At 48.3% G+C, this 22,005-nt stretch carries 21 protein-coding genes; 20 read left to right on the forward strand and 1 reads right to left on the reverse strand.

Annotated elements, in window-relative coordinates; genetic code table 11:
- Positions 1–2 precede the first annotated feature (2 nt).
- On the reverse strand, positions 3–3,122 hold the full coding sequence (gene ileS / locus A1sIIB106_RS02830) for an isoleucine--tRNA ligase (RefSeq protein ID WP_095677295.1): 3,120 nt from the start codon (positions 3,120–3,122) through the stop codon (positions 3–5).
- 106 nt (positions 3,123–3,228) lie between these two features.
- On the opposite strand from ileS, the gene A1sIIB106_RS02835 reads away from it, so the two are divergent.
- The 20 genes from A1sIIB106_RS02835 to A1sIIB106_RS02930 all read left to right on the forward strand — a co-directional run bounded on the left by A1sIIB106_RS02835 (position 3,229) and on the right by A1sIIB106_RS02930 (position 21,872).
- Complete coding sequence (locus A1sIIB106_RS02835; protein ID WP_223299514.1) at positions 3,229–4,035, forward strand: TraR/DksA family transcriptional regulator; 807 nt, start codon at positions 3,229–3,231, stop codon at positions 4,033–4,035.
- Position 4,036: 1 nt separating this feature from the next.
- Positions 4,037–4,582: a signal peptidase II gene (locus A1sIIB106_RS02840; protein ID WP_223299515.1), complete on the forward strand. Its 546-nt coding sequence runs from the start codon at positions 4,037–4,039 to the stop codon at positions 4,580–4,582.
- Positions 4,583–5,521: an RluA family pseudouridine synthase gene (locus A1sIIB106_RS02845; RefSeq protein WP_095677297.1), complete on the forward strand. Its 939-nt coding sequence runs from the start codon at positions 4,583–4,585 to the stop codon at positions 5,519–5,521.
- 19 nt (positions 5,522–5,540) lie between these two features.
- The gene (gene dnaE / locus A1sIIB106_RS02850) at positions 5,541–9,074 is read left to right on the forward strand and encodes a DNA polymerase III subunit alpha (RefSeq protein ID WP_095677298.1); all 3,534 of its coding nucleotides are present in this window, start codon (positions 5,541–5,543) and stop codon (positions 9,072–9,074) included.
- 67 nt (positions 9,075–9,141) lie between these two features.
- A complete protein-coding gene (hisD, locus tag A1sIIB106_RS02855; RefSeq protein WP_095677299.1) occupies positions 9,142–10,449 on the forward strand; it encodes a histidinol dehydrogenase in 1,308 nt (435 codons plus the stop codon).
- On the forward strand, positions 10,446–11,546 hold the full coding sequence (locus tag A1sIIB106_RS02860) for a histidinol-phosphate transaminase (RefSeq protein WP_095677300.1): 1,101 nt from the start codon (positions 10,446–10,448) through the stop codon (positions 11,544–11,546). The genes hisD and A1sIIB106_RS02860 overlap by 4 nt, the downstream gene beginning before the upstream one ends.
- Positions 11,547–11,575: 29 nt before the next feature.
- Positions 11,576–12,160, forward strand: a complete 585-nt coding sequence (hisB, locus tag A1sIIB106_RS02865; RefSeq protein WP_095671008.1) for an imidazoleglycerol-phosphate dehydratase HisB — start codon at positions 11,576–11,578, stop codon at positions 12,158–12,160.
- Between the two features lie 2 nt (positions 12,161–12,162).
- The gene (gene hisH, locus A1sIIB106_RS02870; RefSeq protein ID WP_095677301.1) at positions 12,163–12,765 is read left to right on the forward strand and encodes an imidazole glycerol phosphate synthase subunit HisH; all 603 of its coding nucleotides are present in this window, start codon (positions 12,163–12,165) and stop codon (positions 12,763–12,765) included.
- A complete protein-coding gene (gene priA, locus A1sIIB106_RS02875; protein WP_095677302.1) occupies positions 12,762–13,514 on the forward strand; it encodes a bifunctional 1-(5-phosphoribosyl)-5-((5-phosphoribosylamino)methylideneamino)imidazole-4-carboxamide isomerase/phosphoribosylanthranilate isomerase PriA in 753 nt (250 codons plus the stop codon). Before hisH ends, priA begins: the two co-directional genes overlap by 4 nt.
- The gene (gene hisF / locus A1sIIB106_RS02880; RefSeq protein ID WP_095677303.1) at positions 13,515–14,288 is read left to right on the forward strand and encodes an imidazole glycerol phosphate synthase subunit HisF; all 774 of its coding nucleotides are present in this window, start codon (positions 13,515–13,517) and stop codon (positions 14,286–14,288) included.
- A 14-nt stretch (positions 14,289–14,302) separates the two neighbouring features.
- Positions 14,303–14,653, forward strand: a complete 351-nt coding sequence (gene hisI, locus A1sIIB106_RS02885) for a phosphoribosyl-AMP cyclohydrolase (RefSeq protein ID WP_095677304.1) — start codon at positions 14,303–14,305, stop codon at positions 14,651–14,653.
- Positions 14,653–16,143: an anthranilate synthase component I gene (locus tag A1sIIB106_RS02890; RefSeq protein WP_095677850.1), complete on the forward strand. Its 1,491-nt coding sequence runs from the start codon at positions 14,653–14,655 to the stop codon at positions 16,141–16,143. The genes hisI and A1sIIB106_RS02890 overlap by 1 nt, the downstream gene beginning before the upstream one ends.
- Positions 16,136–16,327, forward strand: coding sequence for a hypothetical protein (locus A1sIIB106_RS02895; protein ID WP_095677305.1), 192 nt, complete (start codon positions 16,136–16,138; stop codon positions 16,325–16,327). The genes A1sIIB106_RS02890 and A1sIIB106_RS02895 overlap by 8 nt, the downstream gene beginning before the upstream one ends.
- The gene (trpC, locus tag A1sIIB106_RS02900; RefSeq protein ID WP_095677306.1) at positions 16,324–17,097 is read left to right on the forward strand and encodes an indole-3-glycerol phosphate synthase TrpC; all 774 of its coding nucleotides are present in this window, start codon (positions 16,324–16,326) and stop codon (positions 17,095–17,097) included. The genes A1sIIB106_RS02895 and trpC overlap by 4 nt, the downstream gene beginning before the upstream one ends.
- Before the next feature lie 10 nt (positions 17,098–17,107).
- The gene (gene trpB, locus A1sIIB106_RS02905) at positions 17,108–18,319 is read left to right on the forward strand and encodes a tryptophan synthase subunit beta (protein WP_095677307.1); all 1,212 of its coding nucleotides are present in this window, start codon (positions 17,108–17,110) and stop codon (positions 18,317–18,319) included.
- Positions 18,319–19,119: a tryptophan synthase subunit alpha gene (trpA, locus tag A1sIIB106_RS02910; protein WP_095671017.1), complete on the forward strand. Its 801-nt coding sequence runs from the start codon at positions 18,319–18,321 to the stop codon at positions 19,117–19,119. The genes trpB and trpA overlap by 1 nt, the downstream gene beginning before the upstream one ends.
- On the forward strand, positions 19,116–19,604 hold the full coding sequence (locus A1sIIB106_RS02915) for a DoxX family protein (protein ID WP_095671018.1): 489 nt from the start codon (positions 19,116–19,118) through the stop codon (positions 19,602–19,604). Before trpA ends, A1sIIB106_RS02915 begins: the two co-directional genes overlap by 4 nt.
- A 2-nt stretch (positions 19,605–19,606) precedes the next feature.
- The gene (locus A1sIIB106_RS02920) at positions 19,607–20,287 is read left to right on the forward strand and encodes a DsbA family protein (protein WP_095671019.1); all 681 of its coding nucleotides are present in this window, start codon (positions 19,607–19,609) and stop codon (positions 20,285–20,287) included.
- Between the two features lie 11 nt (positions 20,288–20,298).
- Positions 20,299–21,108: a prolipoprotein diacylglyceryl transferase gene (lgt, locus tag A1sIIB106_RS02925; RefSeq protein WP_095671020.1), complete on the forward strand. Its 810-nt coding sequence runs from the start codon at positions 20,299–20,301 to the stop codon at positions 21,106–21,108.
- 41 nt (positions 21,109–21,149) lie between these two features.
- A complete protein-coding gene (locus A1sIIB106_RS02930) occupies positions 21,150–21,872 on the forward strand; it encodes a VIT1/CCC1 transporter family protein (protein ID WP_095671021.1) in 723 nt (240 codons plus the stop codon).
- The last annotated feature ends 133 nt before the right edge of the window (positions 21,873–22,005 follow it).

A 22,005-nucleotide genomic window follows, 5' to 3' on the forward strand; every position in this document is an offset into this window, starting at 1 on the left:
TTCTAAGCTTTTTTAAGTACTACTTCGATCCCAAGTTCGTTATCGCTAGTTGCAATCGTTTCATCGCGCTCGAACTCGAGAGCAAGTACTTCATCGCTGATATGCGCCTTTGCACTTGTAATTGCAGATAGAACTGATTGTTCTGCGTTCCAGCGAACTTTGATCCGGTCCGAGATCTCAAAGCCATCGCTCTTGCGACGTTCTTGGATAAAGCGGATTACTTCACGAACGTTTCCGGCCTCAATTAATTCAGGTGTTAGCGCTAGATCAAGGGCTACCGATTCGCCATCGTGGCTAGCAACCATCCAGCCAGATTTCGGCACTTCAGTCACAACGAGATCAGCTAAATCAATATCCCATGTGCCCACTTTGGCGCTGCCAGATTTACGAAGACCCTTAACAAGTTCTGTTGGATCGGTAGCAGCAATCGCCTTAGCAATATCTTGAACCTCTTTGCCAAACTTAGCGCCGAGTGATTTGAAGTTAGCCTTTACAGAGATTTCAACTAAATCTCCATCGGCATCGGCGATATCGGCTAGATCGATCACATTTAACTCATCTGCGATCTGTTCCTTCATATCTGTTGGCAGAGTTGACCAGCCATTTGCAGAAATCAGAGCGCGTTGCAGTGGCTGGCGAATCTTGATCGCCGATTCAGCGCGAGCAGAACGGCCCAATTCAACAACGCGTCGAGTCATCGCAACTTGCGCATTTAGTTCTAGGTTAATTCGGGAAGGATCGGCGATAGGGAAATCTGTTAGGTGCACAGAGGCGGCAACGGATGGATCTGCAACCTTTACCAACTCTTGCCAAACATGCTCGGTAATAAATGGAACCATCGGTGAAAGTAGTTGAGTCAGCGAGACTAGACATTCATGAAGTGTTGCCAAGGCAGCGGTGTCGCCATCCCAGAAACGACGACGCGAGCGTCGCACATACCAATTAGAAAGGTCATCGATAAATCTGGCTAGCGCCTTACCTGCGTTCTGTGAATCAAATTCTGAATATGACTTATCAACTTCTTGAACAAGTGCGTTTAGCTCGCTGATGATCCACTTATCCATCATCGAGCGATCCTTGAGCGCTGGTGATTGGCTTAGCTCAAATCCCGATGCTTCGGCATAGAGAGTATGGAATGAGATTGTGTTCCAGTAGGTAAGTAAGGTCTTGCGTACAACATCGCTAATTGCATCGTGGCCAACGCGGCGCGCAGACCAAGGAGATCCGGCGGCCAACATGTACCAACGCACTGCATCTGCGCCGTGTTGATCCATTAGCGAAATCGGCTCAAGGACATTGCCCAAGTGCTTACTCATCTTGCGACCATCTTTATCAAGGATGTGGCCGAGGCAGAGCACGCTCTTATATGAACTTTGATCAAAGACCAAGGTTCCAATTGTCATCAGCGTGTAGAACCAGCCGCGCGTTTGATCGATCGCTTCGCAGATAAAGTCGGCAGGATAAGCAGCTTTAAATTTTTCAACTGAACCAGGCTTATGTGGATAGCCCCACTGAGCAAATGGCATTGCGCCTGAGTCATACCAACAGTCGATAACTTCAGGTACGCGATTCATAACCTTGGAACATTGCGCACATGGAAAGGTAATGTCGTCAACAAATGGGCGATGTGGATCAAGGTTGGAAAGTTCTTGTCCAGCTAGTGCGCCGAGTTCAGCAAGTGAATCAACGCAGACTTCATGTTTATCTTCGCAACGCCAGATCGGTAGCGGCGTTCCCCAGAAACGATTTCGCGAAAGCGCCCAGTCAATGTTGTTATTGAGCCAATCACCGTAACGGCCAGTCTTAATTGTCTCGGGATGCCAATTGGTCTTGTTATTCTCGCGGATCAACTCATCTTTAATTGAGGTCGTGCGGATATACCAAGATGGTTGCGCGTAATAAATAAGTGCGGTGTGACAGCGCCAGCAGTGTGGATATGGGTGCTCAAATGGCTGGTGCTTATATAAAACACCGCATGATTTAAGTTCCTTAACCAAAGTCTTATCGGCTTCCTTAAAGAAGACCCCGCCAACTAGTGGAACATCGGCTAAGAACTTTCCATCGGGTGCGATTGGATTTACAACAGGAAGACCATAACCACGGCAAACCGCTAAATCGTCAGCGCCAAAGGCAGGGGATTGGTGAACTAAGCCAGTTCCATCTTCAGTTGTTACATATGTTGCCAGAACTATGAAATGCGAATCTGGAATCTCGATCAAATCTAGTGGGCGCTTGTAAGTAACGCGCTCGAGATCTCTACCCTTGATAACCTTTAAAACTTTAACTTCACCGGAGAGTGCGCTGAGAAGAGCCTCTGCAACAACTAGGACTTCGCGGTTTTCTTCAACCACAACTTCAGCGACGGCATAATCAACATCTGGGTGAACCGCAACAGCGGTATTTGAAACCAAGGTCCAAGGCGTTGTTGTCCAGACAAGCAGAGCCGCACCAAGATCTGCTAATTCACCAGATGTAACTGGAAAGCGAACATATACAGATGGATCGGTAACTGTTTCGTATCCCTGCGCTAACTCATGATCGGAGAGGCCGGTTCCACAACGCGGGCAATATGGTGCAACGCGGTGATCTTGAACTAGAAGACCTTTCTTCCATATCTCTTTTAAGCTCCACCAAACGCTTTCGACATATTCAGGAGCCATCGTCCAATAAGCCTGATCAAAATCAACCCAAAAACCCATCCGGTTGGTCATCGTTGTAAATGCATCAACATGGCGAGTTACTGATTCGCGGCACTTATCGTTAAAGGCGGCAATTCCGTATTTTTCAATATCGCCTTTTCCAGTAAAACCTAACTCTTTTTCGACAGCGATCTCAACTGGCAAGCCGTGGCAATCCCAACCTGCTTTGCGAGTTACATATTTGCCCTTCATCGTTTGATAACGCGGAAAGACATCTTTAAAGACGCGCGCTTCGATGTGGTGAGTTCCGGGCATTCCATTGGCTGTTGGTGGGCCTTCATAGAAGGTCCAAGGTTGCGCGCCTTCTCTAGCTTGCGTGCTCGCCTCGAAAATCGAATTGGTGCGCCAGAAATCTAGGATCGAACGCTCCATACCTGGGAGGTCGATCGCTGCGGGAATTGGGCGCATCTTTGGAGAATTCATAAGGAGGCGAGTCTAACGCCCGCCTTGCGCAGAACTGTTCAAGAATTTGCGCGGTCGATGAGTGGCAAAGTTGGTGGCGCGTGGAAAAGGGCATAAGGTGCGCGGCGTGCCAGCAAAAAAGAAGACCGTGAAGAAGCCGGTTAAGAAGGTAGCCAAGGCAAAGAAGGCGCCTGCTAAGAAAGCCGCGGCCAAGAAAACTCCTGCCAAGAAAGTTGCTAAGAAAGCGCCAGCAAAGAAAGTTGCTAAGAAAGTTGCTAAGAAAGTTGCTAAGAAAGTTGCTAAAAAAGCGCCAGCCAAGAAATCTGCCTTGAAGAAAGCGCCAGTTCGACCTTTCCCATCTAAGGCTGGAAAGACAACTCTTACCGTTGATGAAAAATCTCAAACAGTTAGCGTTGCAACAGTTGTTGCGCCAGTTGCTGCTCCAGTAATTGAAGAGCGCCGTCTAGTAATGCCCCCACCTCCACGCCCAGTCAAGAGTGGAAAGAAAGTTGCGCCGCTTAAACCAATCAAAGCAGCGCCAACTCCAGTAACTGCCAGCGATGGTGAAGCGCCATGGTCGGCTGCAGAGTTAAAGGCAGTTCGCACTGAAATCTCTGCTGATCTTGAACGCTTGCGTCGTGAACTTGTTCTTGTAGAAGCAGAGATGGATGAGTTGATTTCTGATTCTGGTGAAGGCGCTGGAGATGATCAGGCCGATTCAGGTACCAAAACTTTTGAACGTGAACACGAGATGTCTCTGGTAATCAACGCGCGCGATATGGTCTTACAAACAGAGCGCGCCCTTGATCGAATCGACAATAAAACTTATGGAAGTTGCGAAGAGTGCGGCAGCCCAATCGGCAAAGCACGCCTGCAAGTATTTCCACGCGCTACCCTCTGCATGATCTGTAAGCAGAAGGAAGAGCGGCGCTAAGGTGCGCCCAGCTTCACAACCCAATTCCGGCAAAGCAAAGTTTGGCTTGGTTAAACGCCTCTATCTAATCGCCTGGATAATCTGGCTAATCGATTTCGCTACCAAGACTTGGGCGATCGCTAATTTAGATTCCCGAGATCCCATTAAATTGATTGGATCATTCCTGCAGTTAACGCTGGTAAAAAACTCTGGAGCGGCATTTAGCTTTGCGACGGGTGCAACTTTTATTCTCTCAATATTTGCTTGTTGCGTCGTAGCCGCAATTGCTTACTACGCACCAAAGATCACCTCAAAGGGATGGGCGATTGTGATTGGTCTAGCCCTTGGCGGAATCGTAGGTAACTTAACTGATCGAATCTTCCGTGCGCCGGGCTTCTTCACCGGCCATGTGATCGACTGGATTGAGTTACCAAATTGGCCGGTATTTAACATCGCAGATAGCGCTATTGTGGTTGCAACAGTGATCGCAGTGGTCCTGTCAATTAAAAATATTTCTCCGATAGAGCCAGCAAATGTCGAGAAAAAAGATAGTTCCGAGGAGGCGTAAATGTCACGCGAAGCGCGCACATTAAGCGTTCCTGAAGGAGTTGCGGGCGAGCGAATCGACAGCGCCCTCACGCGAGTCCTTGGCCTTTCGCGCACCGCAATCGTAAAACTTCTCGAAGATGGCGACATCACAACTTCAGGGCGAGCGATGGCTAAGTCAGAGCGCGTAACGAGCGGACAAGTTATCGATGTCTTGATGCCAGAACCGCTAAATCAAGATCCAATTCCGCTGACTCCACTTGATGGGTTGCGCGTTGTTTACGATGATGAACATATTGTCGTAGTTGATAAACCGGTTGGTTGCGCCGCGCACCCAAGCCCAGGATGGATGGGGCCAACCGTTGTCGGCGCGCTTTTGGCAGCCGGTTACACAATTTCTACATCGGGTCCTTCCGAACGCGCTGGAATCGTTCATCGCTTAGATGTTGGCACGAGCGGTTTAATGATCGTTGCAAAAACTGATATTGCCTACACACGATTGAAGGAAGCATTCCGCAACCACGAAGTTGAAAAGACTTATCACGCGCTCGTGCAAGGTCATATGGATCCTGTTTCTGGAACCATCGATGCGCCTATCGATCGCCACCCAAAAGAAGATCATCGCTTTGCAGTTATTGCCGAGGGCAAAGAGAGCATCACCCACTACGAAGTTATCGAGTTTTATCGCTCCGTCTCACTCGTTAAAGTTGAGTTAGAGACCGGACGCACGCATCAAATCCGAGTTCACTTCTCGGCGCTAAATCATCCGCTAGTTGGCGATACAACTTATGGAGCAGATCCAGTCCTCGGAAAATCGTTAGCCATGTCACGTCCTTGGTTACACGCCCTTGAACTTCGCTTTAAACATCCCGTCTCATCCGAAGAACTGGTTCTCAACGCTCCCTATGCACCTGACCTTCAGGCTTGCTTGGCGTTGCTATCCGAAGCTGTTCTGCCGTAACGACTAATCTTGTGCAACTGTGACAACCGAAAACCCAACCCAGCCAAAAGCGAGTAAAGATTCTTTTGTGCACCTTCATGTGCATACTGAATATTCAATGCTCGATGGTGCCGCACGTATCGGCGATCTAGTAGAAGAAGTAGCCCGCCAAGAGATGCCGGCGATCGCAATGACTGATCACGGAAATGTTTTCGGCGCCTTTGATTTCTATAAACAAGCGGTCAAGGCGGGCGTTAAACCGATCATTGGTATCGAAGCCTACGTTGCTCCAGAATCGCGCTTTGATAAGAAGAAGGTGCAATGGGCCGATGGTGGAGAGGACGATGTTTCAGGCGGCGGTGCATATACGCATATGACCATCTTGGCCGAGAACAATCATGGACTCGCTAATTTATTTAAGCTCTCATCTCTTGCATCCCTTGAAGGTTATTACTACAAGCCGCGTATGGATCGTGAACTACTCTCTAAATATGCTGATGGTTTGATCGCAACTACTGGTTGCCCGGGTGGAGAAATCCAGACTCGCCTGCGTATGGGAAATTATAAAGAAGCGATGCGCGCGGCAAGTGATTACCGAGATATTTTTGGCGCACATAACTTCTTCCTTGAACTAATGGATCACGGCATTGATGTTGAAAGGCGCGTTAAGGAAGATCTCATCAAACTTGGCCGCGAACTTAAACTGCCGCTGCTTGCGACAAACGACCTGCACTACACCCGCCATGAAGATGCGCCTGCGCATGAAGCCCTGCTCTGCGTGCAATCTGGTTCAACTCTGGCAGATCCAAAGCGCTTTAAGTTTGATAACGATGAGTTCTACCTAAAGTCACCTGCGCAAATGCGTGAACTCTTTAAAGATCTGCCTGAAGCATGCGATAACACTCTGCTCATCGCCGAACGCTGCAACGTAAAACTCCGCGAAGGCGAAAATCTCATGCCCGCCTTTGCGGTGCCGCCAGGTGAAACAGAAGATTCTTGGTTACGTAAAGAGGCAGAGCGCGGGTTGGTTACACGTTTTGGAGATAAGGCAACAGATGCTCATCGCGTTCGTTTAAATTACGAATTAGATGTCATGGCCAATATGGGATTTCCGGGTTACTTCTTAGTTGTTGCAGATCTAGTGGCACATGCCAAGAAAGTTGGAATCCGTGTTGGTCCTGGTCGCGGCTCTGCTGCGGGTTCATTAGTTGCGTACTCACTCGGAATTACCGGCCTTGATCCAATCGAACACGGCTTACTTTTTGAGCGATTCTTAAATCCAGAACGTATCTCTATGCCTGATATCGATCTGGACTTTGATGAACGTCGGCGCAGCGAGATGATCCGTTATGCAACTGAGAAATACGGCGAAGATCGCGTAGCCCAGATCATCACCTACGGAACAATTAAATCTAAGCAATCAATTAAAGATGCCACACGCGTTTTAGGCTATCCATATGTAATTGGTGAGAAGTTAACGAAAGCGCTCCCACCTTCAGTGATGGGAAAAGATATTTCACTTGCTGGAGTATTTGATTCACAAGACTCACGCCATGGCGAAGCCGGCGAATTTCGCGAGCTCTACAACACCGATCCTGATTCAAAGAAGGTCGTTGATTTAGCGCGCGGACTCGAAGGACTCAAGCGCCAATGGGGCGTGCATGCCGCTGGCGTCATCCTTTCGCGTGAACCACTTCTTGATGTAATCCCAATTCATCGCCGCGAAGCCGATGGAGCAATCATTACCCAGTTCGATATGGGCGCCTGCGAATCAACGGGCTTGTTAAAGATGGATTTCTTGGGTCTTCGTAACTTATCCGTACTAGATGACGCGCTTTTAAATATTAAAGAGAATCAAGGAATAGATATAGTCCTTGAAGATCTACCACTGTCAGATCAAAAAACTTTCGAACTCTTATCGCGCGGTGACACACTTGGTGTATTTCAACTCGATGGTGGACCAATGCGCGCACTCCTTCGCAGCATGGCGCCAGATTCATTTGCCGACATATCTGCGGTTATCGCGCTCTACCGCCCTGGTCCTATGGGCGAAAATGCACACAATAACTATGCCGATCGTAAGAATGGTCGCAAACCAGTAGAACCAATTCATCCAGAGCTCTCTGAAGTTCTCCAAGAAATTTTGGGAGATACCTACGGTCTTATTGTTTATCAAGAACAAGTAATGGCGATCGCCCAGAAAGTTGCGGGGTTCTCACTTGGGCGCGCAGATCTTTTGCGTAAGGCGATGGGTAAGAAGAATAAGGAAATTCTGGATAAGGAGTACATACCTTTTGAAGCTGGTATGAAAGAAAATGGATTCTCAACCGCCGCCATCAAACGTTTATGGGATGTTCTTATTCCCTTTTCTGACTATGCATTTAACCGAGCACATAGCGCAGGTTATGGAGTTGTCTCGTTCTGGACCGGTTATTTAAAGGCGAATTATCCAACCGAATATATGGCGGCCCTGCTTACCAGTGTGCGTGATGATAAAGATAAGTCAGCGCTCTACTTATCCGAGTGCCGTCGTATGGGCATCAAGGTTCTTCCCCCCGATGTCAATGAATCAAATGCTGAATACACACCGCGTGGCAAAGATATTCGCTTTGGGCTTGCTGCAATCCGTAACGTTGGTGAAGGCGTGGTCGCTTCAATTAAATCTGCGCGTACAACAAAGGGAGCATTTACCTCATTCGGTGATTTCCTCGCCAAAGTAGATGCGCAAGTTTGCAATAAGAAAACAATTGAATCTTTAATCAAAGGTGGAGCATTCGATTCGCTAAACCATCCACGTAAAGCGTTGATGTCAGTTCACCTAGAGGCAATTGACTCAGTCATCGAAACCAAGCGCGCAGAAGCGATTGGACAGTTTGATCTCTTCGGAGGTGACTCGATGACGCAAGTTTCAGGTCTGGAAATTGAGATACCTACATTTGAATGGGATAAGGCAACGCTGCTGGTCTTTGAACGCGAAATGTTGGGCCTCTATGTTTCAGATCATCCTCTTCTTGGCGTTGAACATATCTTGCGTTCCAATACCGATATGTCTATTAGCGCGCTACAAAGTGATGAGAGCACGCCAGATGGCATGGTCACTTTAGGTGGCTTGATTACCGGCGTTCAACGCAAAGTCTCTCGCACAGGTTCATCGTGGGCGATTGTTAGCCTGGAAGATCTCGAAGGCGCTATCGAAGTTCTCTTCTTCTCGAATACTTACAATCAATATGCACTTACCTTGATTGAAGATCGCGTTGTAACAGTTCGAGGTCGATTCGAGCGTCGCGATGAAGTTTTGCGTTTTACTGCGCTTGAAATGAAGTCCCTCGATGTTTCGACTGGACCAGTTGGGCCGCTATTAATCTCTTTGCCAATTGCGCAGTGCACGCCACCAGTAGTCGATCGCATGAAGGAAATTCTGCGTTCGCATCCCGGCAAACGAGAAGTACATATGCAGATCGATGACCAAGGCGTACTAACAACTATGAAGATTGATGCACTCGTAACAGCATCGCCAAGTTTGAGCGCAGATTTGAAATCTATCTTGGGGCCAGACTGCTTAGTTCGAATGTGATTTTGCGCTTTATCGCCTAATTTTATTGGCAACGCCTCGAAGAGGTGGCAGCCGTTAGACTTGCCCCATGATTCGCTCGCTTGATCTACGGGGTAAAGCTCTCACCAAAGCGGGCTACCAGAAAGCTATTCCGCGAGCGAAGTTAGATATCGCTGCAGCGCTAGTTGCGATTGAACCAATTCTGCAGAAAGTTAAATCAGGTACTGAGGCAGACTTGCTCCAACTGGCCGAAGAATTTGATGGCGTTCGGCCACCTTCAATCCGCGTTCCACAATCTGCTTTAGATAAAGCACTTGCTGATTTAGATCCAAAGATTCGTGCGGCACTAGAACTATCAGCGGAGAGAATCCGTAAAGTTCACAACGATCAAACCCGCGGCGTAACTACTACGAAAGTTGTCGATGGGGGAGTCGTAACTGAACGTTGGATCCCAGTTGATCGCGTCGGGTTATATGTTCCAGGTGGTCGCGCCGTTTACCCAAGTAGCGTCTTAATGAATGTCATCCCAGCGCAGATTGCAAAAGTTTCCAGCATCGCTGTTGCATCACCACCACAGAAAGAGTTTGGCGGACTTCCGCATCCAACGATTCTTGCTGCTTGCGCACTCCTTGGTATCAATGAGGTTTACGCAGTCGGTGGAGCACAAGCAATCGCGCTCTTTGCCTATGGCATGGATGGCCTCTGCGAGAAATGTGATTTGGTCACTGGTCCAGGCAATATCTATGTCGCTGCCGCCAAGCGCGCGCTGCGTGGAGTAATTGGAATCGACTCAGAAGCCGGCCCAACTGAGATTGCTATCTTGGCCGATGAAAGTGCGCGCGCAGGTGAAGTTGCCGCAGATCTAATTAGCCAGGCCGAGCACGATCTAATTGCCGCCGCTGTTCTAGTGACGACATCTGAAAAATTAGCAGGCGATGTTGTTAAAGAGTTGGAAGTCAGAGTCGCCAAGACGAAGCACTCAGCCAGAATCCGTGAGGCACTTTCCGGTATTCAATCTGCAATCGTTATGGTCGATTCAATTGCGCAAGGGCTTGATGTCGTAAATGCCTATGCAGCAGAACACTTAGAGATCCAAACCCAGAACGCTGCGCAAGATGCGTTGAAAATTCGCAACGCTGGCGCAGTCTTCATCGGACGCTTCTCACCAGTGTCACTTGGCGATTATTCAGCAGGTTCAAATCACGTACTTCCAACAGGTGGATGCGCCTGCCACAGCAGTGGGCTATCTGTACAAACCTTCTTACGCGGGTTGCACTACATCGAATATTCAGAGGAAGCATTTATAGATATTTCACAGACTGTTATCACCCTTGCAAATTCAGAAGATTTGCCGGCACACGGTGAAGCGATGACCGCGCGTTTGGAAGATTTATGAGCGAGAAGAAATGGCCACTTTGGCTGCCACTTCGCGATGATTTAACTTCCCTTTCCCCGTATGGAGCGCCACAGGTTCCAGCTGAGGCAACGTTAAATACCAACGAGAATCCTTATGCACCATCTCCTGAACTCGCACAAGCGATCGCCGACCGCGTGCATAGGGTTGCTACAACTTTAAATCGCTATCCAGATCGTGATGCCACAGTTCTGCGCACGGCTCTCGGTAAATTTATAAACACTCTATCTGGAACAAATTTCACAGCAGATTCAATCTGGGCAGCCAATGGCAGTAACGAGATTATCCAATCTCTTTTCATGGCATTAGGTGATCGAGGCGCACTTGGATTTACACCTTCATATTCAATGCACCCGCTAATCGCCAAGGTAGTTGGCGTTACTTGGCAAGATGGAGGACGTCGCGCAGATTTCACGTTAGATACCGCCAAGGCGATAACGGAGATTTCGGGAAAGAAACCAGCCCTAACTTTCGTGACAACTCCAAATAATCCAACTGGCACCCTTTTAAAAATCGGCGAGATTGAGGAGCTAGCAAAGGCGACAGCACAAGTTAACGGTTTGCTAGTCGTTGATGAGGCTTATGCAGAATTTTCTAAGGAAATATCTGCCGTCACGCTAATTGAAAAGTATCCAAATGTGGTGGTGATCCGGACTATGAGTAAAGCATTCGCTTTCGCCGGAGCGCGCGTGGGTTATTTAGTGGCCAACCCCGATGTCGTGGATGCGATGTTTCTGGTGAGATTGCCTTACCACTTAAGCGCAATTACTCAGGCAGCTGCTGAAGTTGCACTTGAGTATCAAGGCGAACTTTTAGGAACTGTTGCGAGACTGATTGATTCACGTGGGAAAGTTATTGCTGAGCTGGAATCCATGGGCCTAACCGTTGCTCCAAGCAGCGCAAACTTCATCATCTTCTCAGGATTTAACTCAGAGCCAGCGCAGATCTGGCGCCAACTTCTCGATCGCGGTGTTCTGATTAGAGATGTGGGATTATTAGGGCACTTGCGTATGACCATTGGCAATGAGGCCGAGAATCAGAAATTTATTGGCGCCTTAAAAGAGATTTTGCAGAAGTAATTGAATACGAAGCTAATGGAGATAATCAGATGAGAACAGCCCGAGTAGAACGTAAAACTAAAGAGTCCCACGTAATTGTTGAGTTAAACCTCGATGGCGTCGGTGAGATCTCAGTAGATACTGGCGTCCCATTCTTTGATCACATGCTTTCTCAACTTGGAAAGCATTCTGGTTTCAATCTAACTGTAAAGACAACTGGTGATATTGATGTCGATTCACATCACACAGTTGAAGATACTTCACTGGCATTTGGACAAGCGCTGCGCGAGGCACTTGGCGATAAAATTGGTATCCGTCGCTTTGGTGATGCGATGGTTCCACTTGATGAAGTTCTGGTTCAGGCAGCAGTTGATCTTTCTGGTCGTCCATATCTAGTTCACCGCCAACCAGAAATCGTTGAGTTAATCGGAACTTTCGATACGACTCTTGGTAAGCACATATGGGAATCAATCGTTGCCGAAGCTCACATCGCACTGCATATTCGCGTTTTAGAAGGACGCAATGCCCACCACGTATTCGAAGCACAATTTAAAGCGGTTGCTCGCGCACTTCGCGATGCCGTTTCCCTTGATGGTGGAATCGCAGGAGTTCCTTCAACAAAAGGTTCTCTTTAATAGTGATCGCAATCCTTGATTACGGTTCCGGGAATTTAAGGTCGGCACAACGCGCTTTCGAACGCAGCGGTAAAGAAGTTGTAGTTACCTCCGATCGCGACATTGCGCTAAATGCACAAGGTCTAGTAGTCCCAGGAGTTGGCGCCTTCGCCGCATGTATGCGCGGTTTAGTTGCAGTTGGGGGAGATGCGATTGTTCGCGAACGCCTTGCTAAGCAACGTCCAACTTTAGGAATCTGTGTTGGAATGCAAATTCTCTTCAGAGATGGCGATGAACATACCAACGGGCCACTGCACCAAGGCGTCGGCATCTGGCAAGAGAGCATCACCAAGTTAGATGCGCCGATATTGCCGCACATGGGTTGGAATACCGTAGAAGTCTCATCAAACTCGAACTTGTTTAAAGGAATAGAAGATCAATCTTTCTACTTTGTTCACTCTTATGCGGCAAAGAAGAGCGTTGGTATTGCACAGGCGTGGAGCACGCACAATGAAAAGTTTTTGGCGGCGGTAGAAGACGGTGCTATTGCAGCGACGCAATTTCATCCTGAGAAATCTGGCGATGCCGGTCTTGCGCTGATTAAGAATTGGGTGGGGATGTTATGACGACAAACAATCACCAAAGAAATTATCTGGAACTTCTGCCCGCCGTAGATGTAAAGGATGGCAAAGCAGTACGCCTAGTTCAAGGCGAGCTCGCACAAGAGAGTATCTATGGAGCACCGCTTGAGGTTGCCCTCGAGTTTCAAGCAGCGGGAGCTGAATGGCTTCACCTAGTTGATCTAGATGCAGCATTTGGTCGCGGCGAAAATACATCTTTATTAGCCGAGGTCGTGGGTCGCCTGGATATAAAAGTTGAACTCTCTGGTGGCATTCGTGACGATGAATCTTTAAAGCGTGCCTTAGCCACAGGATGTACTCGCGTAAACCTTGGCACTGCAGCTCTGGAAAACCCCGAATGGACAGCGCGCGTGATTGCCGAACACGGAGATCGCATCGCTGTCGGTTTAGATGTTCGCGGACATGTATTAGCAGCGCGCGGTTGGACTAAAGAAGGTGGCGATCTCTTCGAAACGATCGAACGTCTGGAGCGCGATGGCTGCTCTCGTTACGTTGTCACCGATGTTACAAAAGATGGAACGCTCCAAGGACCTAACCTAGAACTACTTAAAGAGGTATGTGCTGCAACCAGGAAGCCGGTTGTTGCCAGCGGTGGAATCTCATCCCTTGCCGACATCACGGCACTTTCATCACTTCATGCAATTGGAGTTGAAGGTGCAATAGTTGGTAAGGCTCTTTATGCAGGTGCCTTCACTCTTGAAGAAGCTTTGGCGATCACTAAGGGCGCGAAGTAAATGGCGTTATCTATTCGGATCATTCCTTGCCTTGATGTGACTGATGGCCGAGTCGTAAAGGGAGTTAACTTCACCGATTTGGTTGATGCAGGCGATCCGGTTGAGATGGCATCTCTTTACAATCTAGAAGGCGCCGACGAGTTAACTTTTCTAGATATCTCTGCCAGCAGCAGTAACCGCGAAACAACTTTAGATGTAGTGCGCAAGACCGCTGAACAAGTCTTTATCCCGTTAACAGTTGGCGGCGGCATTCGCTCAGTTGATGATGTGGACCGTTTACTGCGCGCCGGTGCAGATAAAGTTTCAATCAATACATCTGCCATTGCGCGCCCTGAATTAATCGCAGAAATCGCCGATCGCTTCGGCTCTCAAGTTTTAACCATCTCTATTGATGCGCGCCGCGCGAGAACTGAATCAGGATTTGAAGTTACAACGCATGGTGGTCGAAAGAGCGCCGGGCTTGATGCTCTTGCATGGGTTGAAAAAGCTTGCGCACTTGGAGCAGGAGAGATCCTGCTCAACTCAATGGATGCCGATGGAACTCGCGCGGGCTATGACATCGGAATGATTACCGCCGTTCGCGCCATCTCTAAAGTTCCACTAATCGCCAGCGGTGGCGCAGGCGCGCTAGAAGATTTTGCCGCTGCCCTTGATGCCGGTGCAGATGCGCTACTTGCAGCGAGCGTCTTTCACTTTGGAATTCACCGCATAGGTGATGTAAAGCGCTATCTAAGCGCGCAGGGTTATTCCATTCGCAACAACGCAACTGCGTAAGGCAGAATAAGCACATGAGCGCTGCGATCCCACCAGATATAGCAGCGCGCCTAAAAGAGGGTATCGATTTAATTCCAGCGATCGCCCAAGATGCGCAAACCGGTGAAGTCTTAATGCTGGCTTATATGAACCGCGAATCTCTTGCACTAACTCTGGCGACAGGTAAGGCAACTTACTGGAGCCGCAGCCGCAGCGAACTCTGGGTAAAAGGTGCAACATCTGGCCACACTCAAGAGGTAGTTTCAATTTCACTTGATTGTGATGGCGATGCCTTGCTTCTGAAAGTTAACCAAGTTGGCGCGGCTTGCCACACGGGGGATAAGACTTGTTTTCATAATCCGCTCGAGATTAGCGCGGAGCGATGATGCAACTATCTGAATTTCGCGAATACGCCAAGAGCTACAACGTTATTCCCGTCTATCGCAAACTCCTTGCGGACGGTGAGACGCCGCTAGGTGTTTATCGCAAGATTGCAAAGAACGAAGCATCAACTTTTCTCTTGGAATCTGCCGAACACGGGGGAGCCTGGTCACGGTATTCATTTATCGGCGCTCATTCGCAAGCAACTTTAAGTGAGAAAGATGGCAGTTCAGTTTGGGTTGGCACAACGCCTGCTGGCGCACCAGTCGGAATAGATCCTCTCGAAGCGCTTCGCCTATCGGCTGCGCATCTCAAATCTCCAAAGATTGCCGGACTCCCACCTCTTACTGGTGGGCTAGTTGGCTATATGGGTTATGACGCAGTTCGCCGCTTAGAGAAATTGCCGAACCAAAGCGTAAAAGATATTCCGCTTCCAGAAATCGCCTTTATGTTAACTAGCGATCTTGCCGTGATGGATCACGCTGAAGGAACAATTACCTTGATCGCAAATGCCATCAACTGGGATGGCAGCAATGAGCGAATCGATGAAGCATTTCACGATGCCCAACTTCGTTTAGATCGTATGCAATCTGATCTACAAAGTTCGCTACCTGGTTACATCGATCAAATTCCAGACCGTCAGACTCCGCAATTTACGCAAAACATCTCTAGCGATGAATTCAAAAGTAAGGTGCTACAAGCCAAGGAGGAGATTGTTGCGGGTGAGGCTTTTCAAATAGTCCTATCGCAGCGCTTTGCTATGGAATGTAGCGCTGATGCTTTAGATGTTTACCGTGCGCTACGTCTTCATAACCCGAGCCCTTATATGTATCTCTTCCGCTTTACAGATGGGATTGAAGTAGTTGGATCAAGCCCAGAAGCTTTGGTTAAGGTGACCGGCAAAGAAGTAATGGTTCATCCAATCGCTGGAACTAGAAAACGTTCATCTTCTGCTGAGGAAGATCATCGTTTAGGCGAAGAGTTATTGGCAGATCCCAAAGAGCGTGCCGAACACTTGATGCTGGTTGATCTAGGTAGAAATGATTTAGGGCGCATCTCAAAGCCAGGAACCGTTGAAGTTATCGACTTCATGCATATCGAACGCTATTCACATGTTATGCATATCGTTTCAACAGTTATCGGTGAACTTGCAGAAACCTCTACGCCAGTTGACGCGCTCTTTGCCGTCTTTCCTGCTGGAACTTTATCTGGTGCGCCAAAGCCAAGAGCTATGGAGATCATTGAAGAACTCGAACCAACTCGACGCGGGCTCTATGGTGGCGCAATTGGTTATATTGATTTCACCGGCAATATCGATACTTGTATCGCAATACGTACCGCGCTGATTTATAACAAGATGGCATACGTTCAAGCAGGAGCCGGCGTAGTAGCAGATTCTGATCCTGAATCAGAAGATCTGGAATGTGCAAATAAAGCAGCCGCTGTTTTAGGCGCCATTAGCGCTGCAAATAAGATGAGGTCATCAAGTGTCTGAGTTTGTTCAAATAGCCATCTCAATTTTAATTGTTGCAGCGCTCACGATCTATATTTCTAAACGTTTTAGAATTTCCAAGCGTTACGAGCGCCAATCGCGGAGTACGCCACCCATGAATTCCTGGAGCGCGCTCGATCACGGAATAGATCCCAGCGAAGTTAAAGGCGAGACTGAGAAGCCATGACTGTTCTAGATTCAATTATTGAAGGCGTCCGTGAAGATTTAGCCAAACGTCGGAAATCGCTCAACCAAATTCATGAAGAGATGACACAGGCTGCTCCGGTTCGCGATGCTCACCTTGCCTTAACAGGGGATGAGATGAAAGTTATTGCGGAGGTAAAACGATCTTCGCCTAGTAAAGGGGCGCTATCTGCAATCGCTGATCCCGCCGCGTTGGCTGAGCGCTATCAAAGCGCAGGTGCAAGTGTGATTAGCGTTTTAACAGAAGAGCGCCGCTTTAAAGGATCGCTTGCTGATTTAGATGCAGTACGTACTCGCGTTGATCTTCCAGTTTTAAGAAAAGATTTCATGGTTGATGAGTATCAATTCTTCGAAGCGCGCGCTCATGGCGCAGATTTGGTTTTACTTATAGTTGCCGCGCTATCCAAGAGCCAACTTAAAGACTTTTTTGATATCGCAACTGAATTAAAGATGGCATCTCTCATTGAAGTTCACACAGCAGATGAGTTAGAGAGAGCGCTAGAAATCTCTCCTCGAATAGTCGGAGTGAATTCCCGAAATCTAAAGACCTTGGAAGTAGATCCCACAGCATTCTCTGATTTGATTCCGAGAATTCCTGCCGAGTTAATCCGCGTTGCAGAATCTGGAATTTCAACTCGCAGCGATGTTGAATTTGCGCAGAACTCAGGCGCAAAGGCGATCTTGGTAGGTGAAGCCCTGGTTACATCGGGGGATCCGGATTTGGCGATGCGGACCTTATTGGGTCGAGGGTAGGCTTAATCCCATGTCGACTACGCCGCAAGAAGATCTTGGATCCATATTGGGACACTTCGGTCCTTATGGCGGTCGCTTTGTACCTGAAGCGCTGATTGGCGCTCTCGAAGAGCTAGAAACGGCGCATCGCACTGCTCAAGAAGATCCCTCATTTGTCGCAGAGCTCGCAGAACTTCATCGCACGTACACAGGTCGTCCTAGCATCCTCACTGAAGCAAAACGTTTTGCCGAACATGCAGGTGGCGCGCGCATAATTTTGAAGCGTGAAGATTTAAACCACACTGGCAGCCATAAGATCAATAACGTTCTAGGACAAGCGCTACTTACAAAGCGCATGGGTAAGAAACGTATCATCGCCGAAACCGGTGCAGGTCAGCATGGCGTTGCATCTGCAACCGCTGCAGCCCTTTTTGGGTTGGAGTGCGTCGTCTACATGGGTGAAGAAGATACAAAACGCCAAGCGCTAAATGTTGCCCGTATGAAGTTACTTGGCGCAGAAGTTATTCCTGTTACAACTGGATCACGTACCTTAAAAGATGCCATCAATGAAGCGATGCGCGATTGGGTAACTAACGTTGAAACCACTCACTACATGCTGGGCACCGTTGCAGGTCCGCACCCCTTTCCAACTATGGTTAGAGATTTTCATAAGATCATTGGCGAAGAAACACGCGAACAAGTTTTAGCGCTCACCGGTCGTCTACCTGATGCGGTACTTGCCTGCGTCGGAGGCGGTTCGAATGCCATCGGAATTTTCCACCGCTTTATCTCCGATCCATCAGTACGTTTGATTGGGCTAGAAGCAGGTGGAGATGGCGTGGAAACCGGACGCCATGCAGCAACAATTACTGGTGGAACTCCAGGAGTTCTGCACGGAACTCGATCTTATGTTTTGCAAGATGCTAATGGTCAAACTGTTGAGTCACATTCAATTTCTGCTGGTCTTGATTATCCTGGTGTAGGTCCTGAGCATGCGTACTTGCATGACATTGGGCGCACTGAGTATCGCGCCATCACAGATGAACAAGCGATGCATGCCTTCGCACTTCTTTCGAAGACAGAAGGAATTATTCCGGCGATCGAAACTGCACATGCTCTAGCAGGTGCGCTCCAGGTTGGAAATGAACTAGGTAAAGATGCGATTATCGTTATCAACCTTTCTGGTCGCGGCGATAAAGATGTGCAGACTGCAGCGCAATATTTTGGAATTCCACTGGATTAATGACTGCACTCGATCAACTATTTGTAAAGGTTCGCGCTGAAAATCGCGCTGCGCTAATTGCCTATATCCCTGCAGGTTTTCCTTCTCAAGCTGGTTGTGCAAAAGTTATTCAAACCTTTATCGATGCCGGAGTTGACGCGATCGAGATTGGTTTTCCATATAGCGATCCGGTAATGGATGGTCCAACTATTCAGGCGGCGGCAGTTACCTCTTTAGAAAATGGAACAGGTGCTGCTGAAGTTATGTCTGCTCTCAAGGTTGCAACCGATGGTGGAGTAGCAGCAGTAGTTATGACTTACTGGAACCCGATTGAGCGCTATGGCGTTGAAGAATTTGCCGAAGCGATTGCAGCAAATGGTGGATCTGGCGTAGTTACTCCAGATTTAACAATTGAAGAGTCCGTCGCCTGGTTAGGCGCTACTAAGCAAAATTCGATTAATCCGATCTATGTAATTGCGCCAAGCACATCAGATGCTCGAATGCCTAAGGTAACTGCAGCTTGTGGTGGATTTGTTTATGCTGCAAGTTTGATGGGTGTAACTGGAGCACGTAATTCAGTTTCATCAGGTGCTGCAGATTTAGTCGCGCGCATTCGCACAACAACTGGACTACCAGTCGCCGTTGGCTTGGGTGTATCAACTCGCGAGCAAGCTAAAGGCGTTGCTGCTTACGCGGATGGAGTTATCGTCGGTTCCGCCTTTATTAAGGCTTTGCAAGATGCTCCAAATGAGGAAGCCGGATTGGCTGCAGTTAAAGAGTTAGCAACAGAGTTAGCGAAAGGCGTACGTGAGGGACGATGAGTAAATTCGAAAAGCTACAGCCCTGGATAGGACTTCTTTCGCGTCTGACCCTTGGTGGCGTTCTTTTTGTTGCCGGTTATCTTAAGGTCGACAAACTAGAGGTATCTCAAATGGCAGTTCGGTCATATGAATTACTTCCGATTCCGATAGCTAATTTTCTTGGCCAGACCCTGCCTTTCTTTGAAGTTGTCGTTGGCCTACTACTTATTCTTGGAGCAGCAACTAGAGCGGTCGCAGCGCTCGGTGGCTTTACAATGTTTATTTTTATCATCGCTATTGCTCAAGCGTGGGCACGCGGCTTAAACATTGATTGCGGCTGCTTCGGTGGCGGAGGCACAGTAGATCCTGGTCAGACACGCTACCTTCAGGAGATTCTCAGAGATGCTGGGCTAGTAGCCCTTGCCCTATTCTTAGTGCGATATCCGATAACCAAGTTTTCTATTGATAAAACACCTAAACAATCTAACGCAGGAGATACGGAATAAAGATGGCACAAGCGAAAAAATCAAACGGCGGAAAAGATAACTTCACACGTAACCTCGTAGTTGCAGTTGTGGTTGGAGTAGCTTTAATCATGCTGGTGCCAACAGTTCTCTCTAAGCAAGGCGATTCCACTGCTGCAATTCCTGCTACCGCCTCAGTAAATGATGGTTATGGGTTGGTCTTTAACAGCGAATTAACAGATGTTCCATTTATCGAAATTTACGAAGACTTCCAGTGTCCGGCTTGCGCACGCTTTGAAGCGATTAGCGGTCCTTACATCGAAGAGTTAATTGCTACAAAGAAGGCCAAGGTGGCATTCCACATGCTCTCCTTCCTAGGCGGTGAATCACAGATTGCAGCAAATGCAGCAGCATGTTCTGCAGATCAAGGAAAATTCCTAGAATTCCATAAAACTCTCTACGCTAACCAGCCTGCCGAAAATACAGGTGCTTGGACATCTCAGTATTTTGCAACTCTTGGAATCGGTCTAGGAATTTCTAGCAGCGATTACGACAAGTGCGTAACAGGCCAGGATTACATGGGTTGGGTTAAGAACGTTGCGGAAGAAGGATCGAAGCGAAATATCAACTCAACTCCAACGGTTTTGATCAACGGTAAGGAAATAGATCGCAACACTGCATATGGAAGCCTTGCTGACTTTATGCTTGCGGTTGAAAAAGCCTAACTAGATTCCGCATGAATCGCTCGATACCTACTCCCTCTATTTCGGAAGTATCAATCGGGCCTTTCACCGTTCATTTCTATGCGCTCTGCATAATTGCTGGAATTGCTATTGCAATTTGGCTAGGCAATAAGCGCCTTGCTTCTCGTGATGAATCGTTAAGAGGCGTTGTCTCTGAAGTCGCAGTGATCGCAGTGCCCTCCGGAATTATTGGTGGAAGGCTCTATCACGTAATAACAACACCAGAAGATTTCTTCGGTGCAGATGGCGAACTCCTTGCGATATTAAAGATTTGGCAGGGTGGGCTTGGAATTTGGGGCGCGATATCACTCGGTGCGCTGGGAGCGTTCTACTCTTATAGAAGACTAGCGCGCACAATGAGTTTGCCGAGTTTTGGAGTCTTTCTTGATGCAATTGCTCCAGGAATTCTCCTTGCTCAAGCGATTGGTCGATTTGGAAATTGGTTTAACGCCGAACTCTTTGGTCGCCCGCTAGATACTTGGTGGGGATTATCAATTCCATATAAATATCGACCAAGTGGATATGGCCTCGTTGAAACATTTCACCCAACATTTCTCTACGAAGCGATCTGGTGCACTTTGATCGCCTTCATATTGATGGGCGCATCGAAACACTGGTCTGCTGGTTGCACCTTCGCGGCATATGTATTTAGCTATTCGCTGGGCCGCTTCTTTATCGAATCTATCCGTATTGATCCAGCACATAACTTTGCCGGGCTTCGGATAAATCAATGGGTGAGCATGGGGCTAGTGATGGTTTCTGCGCTAGTTTTCCTCCGACTACGCGCCCGCGATAAGGCCTAAACCTTCGCAGTTTTTCCGCATTGATCCGATAGGCTGTAAATATGGCACTTGAAGATGTTTACCGTAGAAATCTACATCACCGCACTCATCGCGCAGGTTGGTTACGCGCTGCAGTTCTTGGTGCAAATGATGGTTTAGTTTCTACCGCATCGCTAATGATTGGTGTATCCGCAGCGAAAGCTGGCGGAGTAGACGCACAAGCGTTCTTGATTACTGCAGGCGCCGCAGGAATTGCTGCGGGAGCGATGTCGATGGCTGTTGGTGAATACGTTTCAGTTCGTTCACAAAATGATGTTGAAGAATCTGATCGTGTCTTGGAGATGCAACATCTAGCAATTGATCCTGAGTCAGAACTTATCGAACTGCAACATATCTATATCGAACGTGGGCTAACGCCAGAACTCGCAATGCAAGTTGCAAAGGCGATGCACGATCGCGATCCTTTAGAAGCACATCTGCGCGATGAGCTCGGACAGTTTCCTCACACTAAAGCCCGACCTGTCCAAGCAGCGATGGCATCTGCTGCAGCATTCACCGCTGGAGGATTAATCCCATTCGTTGGCGCCTTTGCTCCAACTCCAGGAAAAGCGGCAGCAACAATTGTCGCTTTCACCATTATTGGTTTAACTCTGACCGGAATCCTGAGCGCAAAGACGGCAGGCTCAAAGATCCTCGCTCCGACTCTTCGCGTGATCGTGGGCGGGTGTATCGGCATGGCAATTACCGCTGGAATCGGCCAGGCGCTCCATTTGAGCGGTATCTAAACTCACTCTCGCGCAGGCTAATTCGGGAGTGCCGAATACCGCCAACAGTTGCTACCCTTTTGCATCTACCACCGCTCGCGGTGGCTCTTTCGGGCCAAAGTTGTCCCACTCTTTCAACAATTAAGTGTGAGCA

Origin of the sequence: Candidatus Planktophila lacus, from assembly GCF_002288325.1 — a bacterium.
Classification (GTDB): domain Bacteria; phylum Actinomycetota; class Actinomycetes; order Nanopelagicales; family Nanopelagicaceae; genus Planktophila; species Planktophila lacus.

What these genes read in the sequence shown, in the direction of transcription:
- trpC (WP_095677306.1), top strand. Translation starts at nt 16,324, where the DNA reads ATGACTGTTCTAGATTCAATTATTGAAGGCGTCCGTGAAGATTTAGCC.
- ileS (WP_095677295.1), bottom strand. Translation starts at nt 3,122, where the DNA reads ATGAATTCTCCAAAGATGCGCCCAATTCCCGCAGCGATCGACCTCCCA.
- hisD (WP_095677299.1), top strand. Translation starts at nt 9,142, where the DNA reads ATGATTCGCTCGCTTGATCTACGGGGTAAAGCTCTCACCAAAGCGGGC.
- A1sIIB106_RS02915 (WP_095671018.1), top strand. Translation starts at nt 19,116, where the DNA reads ATGAGTAAATTCGAAAAGCTACAGCCCTGGATAGGACTTCTTTCGCGT.
- trpA (WP_095671017.1), top strand. Translation starts at nt 18,319, where the DNA reads ATGACTGCACTCGATCAACTATTTGTAAAGGTTCGCGCTGAAAATCGC.
- A1sIIB106_RS02890 (WP_095677850.1), top strand. Translation starts at nt 14,653, where the DNA reads ATGCAACTATCTGAATTTCGCGAATACGCCAAGAGCTACAACGTTATT.
- A1sIIB106_RS02930 (WP_095671021.1), top strand. Translation starts at nt 21,150, where the DNA reads ATGGCACTTGAAGATGTTTACCGTAGAAATCTACATCACCGCACTCAT.
- A1sIIB106_RS02845 (WP_095677297.1), top strand. Translation starts at nt 4,583, where the DNA reads ATGTCACGCGAAGCGCGCACATTAAGCGTTCCTGAAGGAGTTGCGGGC.
- lgt (WP_095671020.1), top strand. Translation starts at nt 20,299, where the DNA reads ATGAATCGCTCGATACCTACTCCCTCTATTTCGGAAGTATCAATCGGG.
- priA (WP_095677302.1), top strand. Translation starts at nt 12,762, where the DNA reads ATGACGACAAACAATCACCAAAGAAATTATCTGGAACTTCTGCCCGCC.
- hisI (WP_095677304.1), top strand. Translation starts at nt 14,303, where the DNA reads ATGAGCGCTGCGATCCCACCAGATATAGCAGCGCGCCTAAAAGAGGGT.
- A1sIIB106_RS02860 (WP_095677300.1), top strand. Translation starts at nt 10,446, where the DNA reads ATGAGCGAGAAGAAATGGCCACTTTGGCTGCCACTTCGCGATGATTTA.
- hisB (WP_095671008.1), top strand. Translation starts at nt 11,576, where the DNA reads ATGAGAACAGCCCGAGTAGAACGTAAAACTAAAGAGTCCCACGTAATT.
- A1sIIB106_RS02920 (WP_095671019.1), top strand. Translation starts at nt 19,607, where the DNA reads ATGGCACAAGCGAAAAAATCAAACGGCGGAAAAGATAACTTCACACGT.
- hisF (WP_095677303.1), top strand. Translation starts at nt 13,515, where the DNA reads ATGGCGTTATCTATTCGGATCATTCCTTGCCTTGATGTGACTGATGGC.
- trpB (WP_095677307.1), top strand. Translation starts at nt 17,108, where the DNA reads ATGTCGACTACGCCGCAAGAAGATCTTGGATCCATATTGGGACACTTC.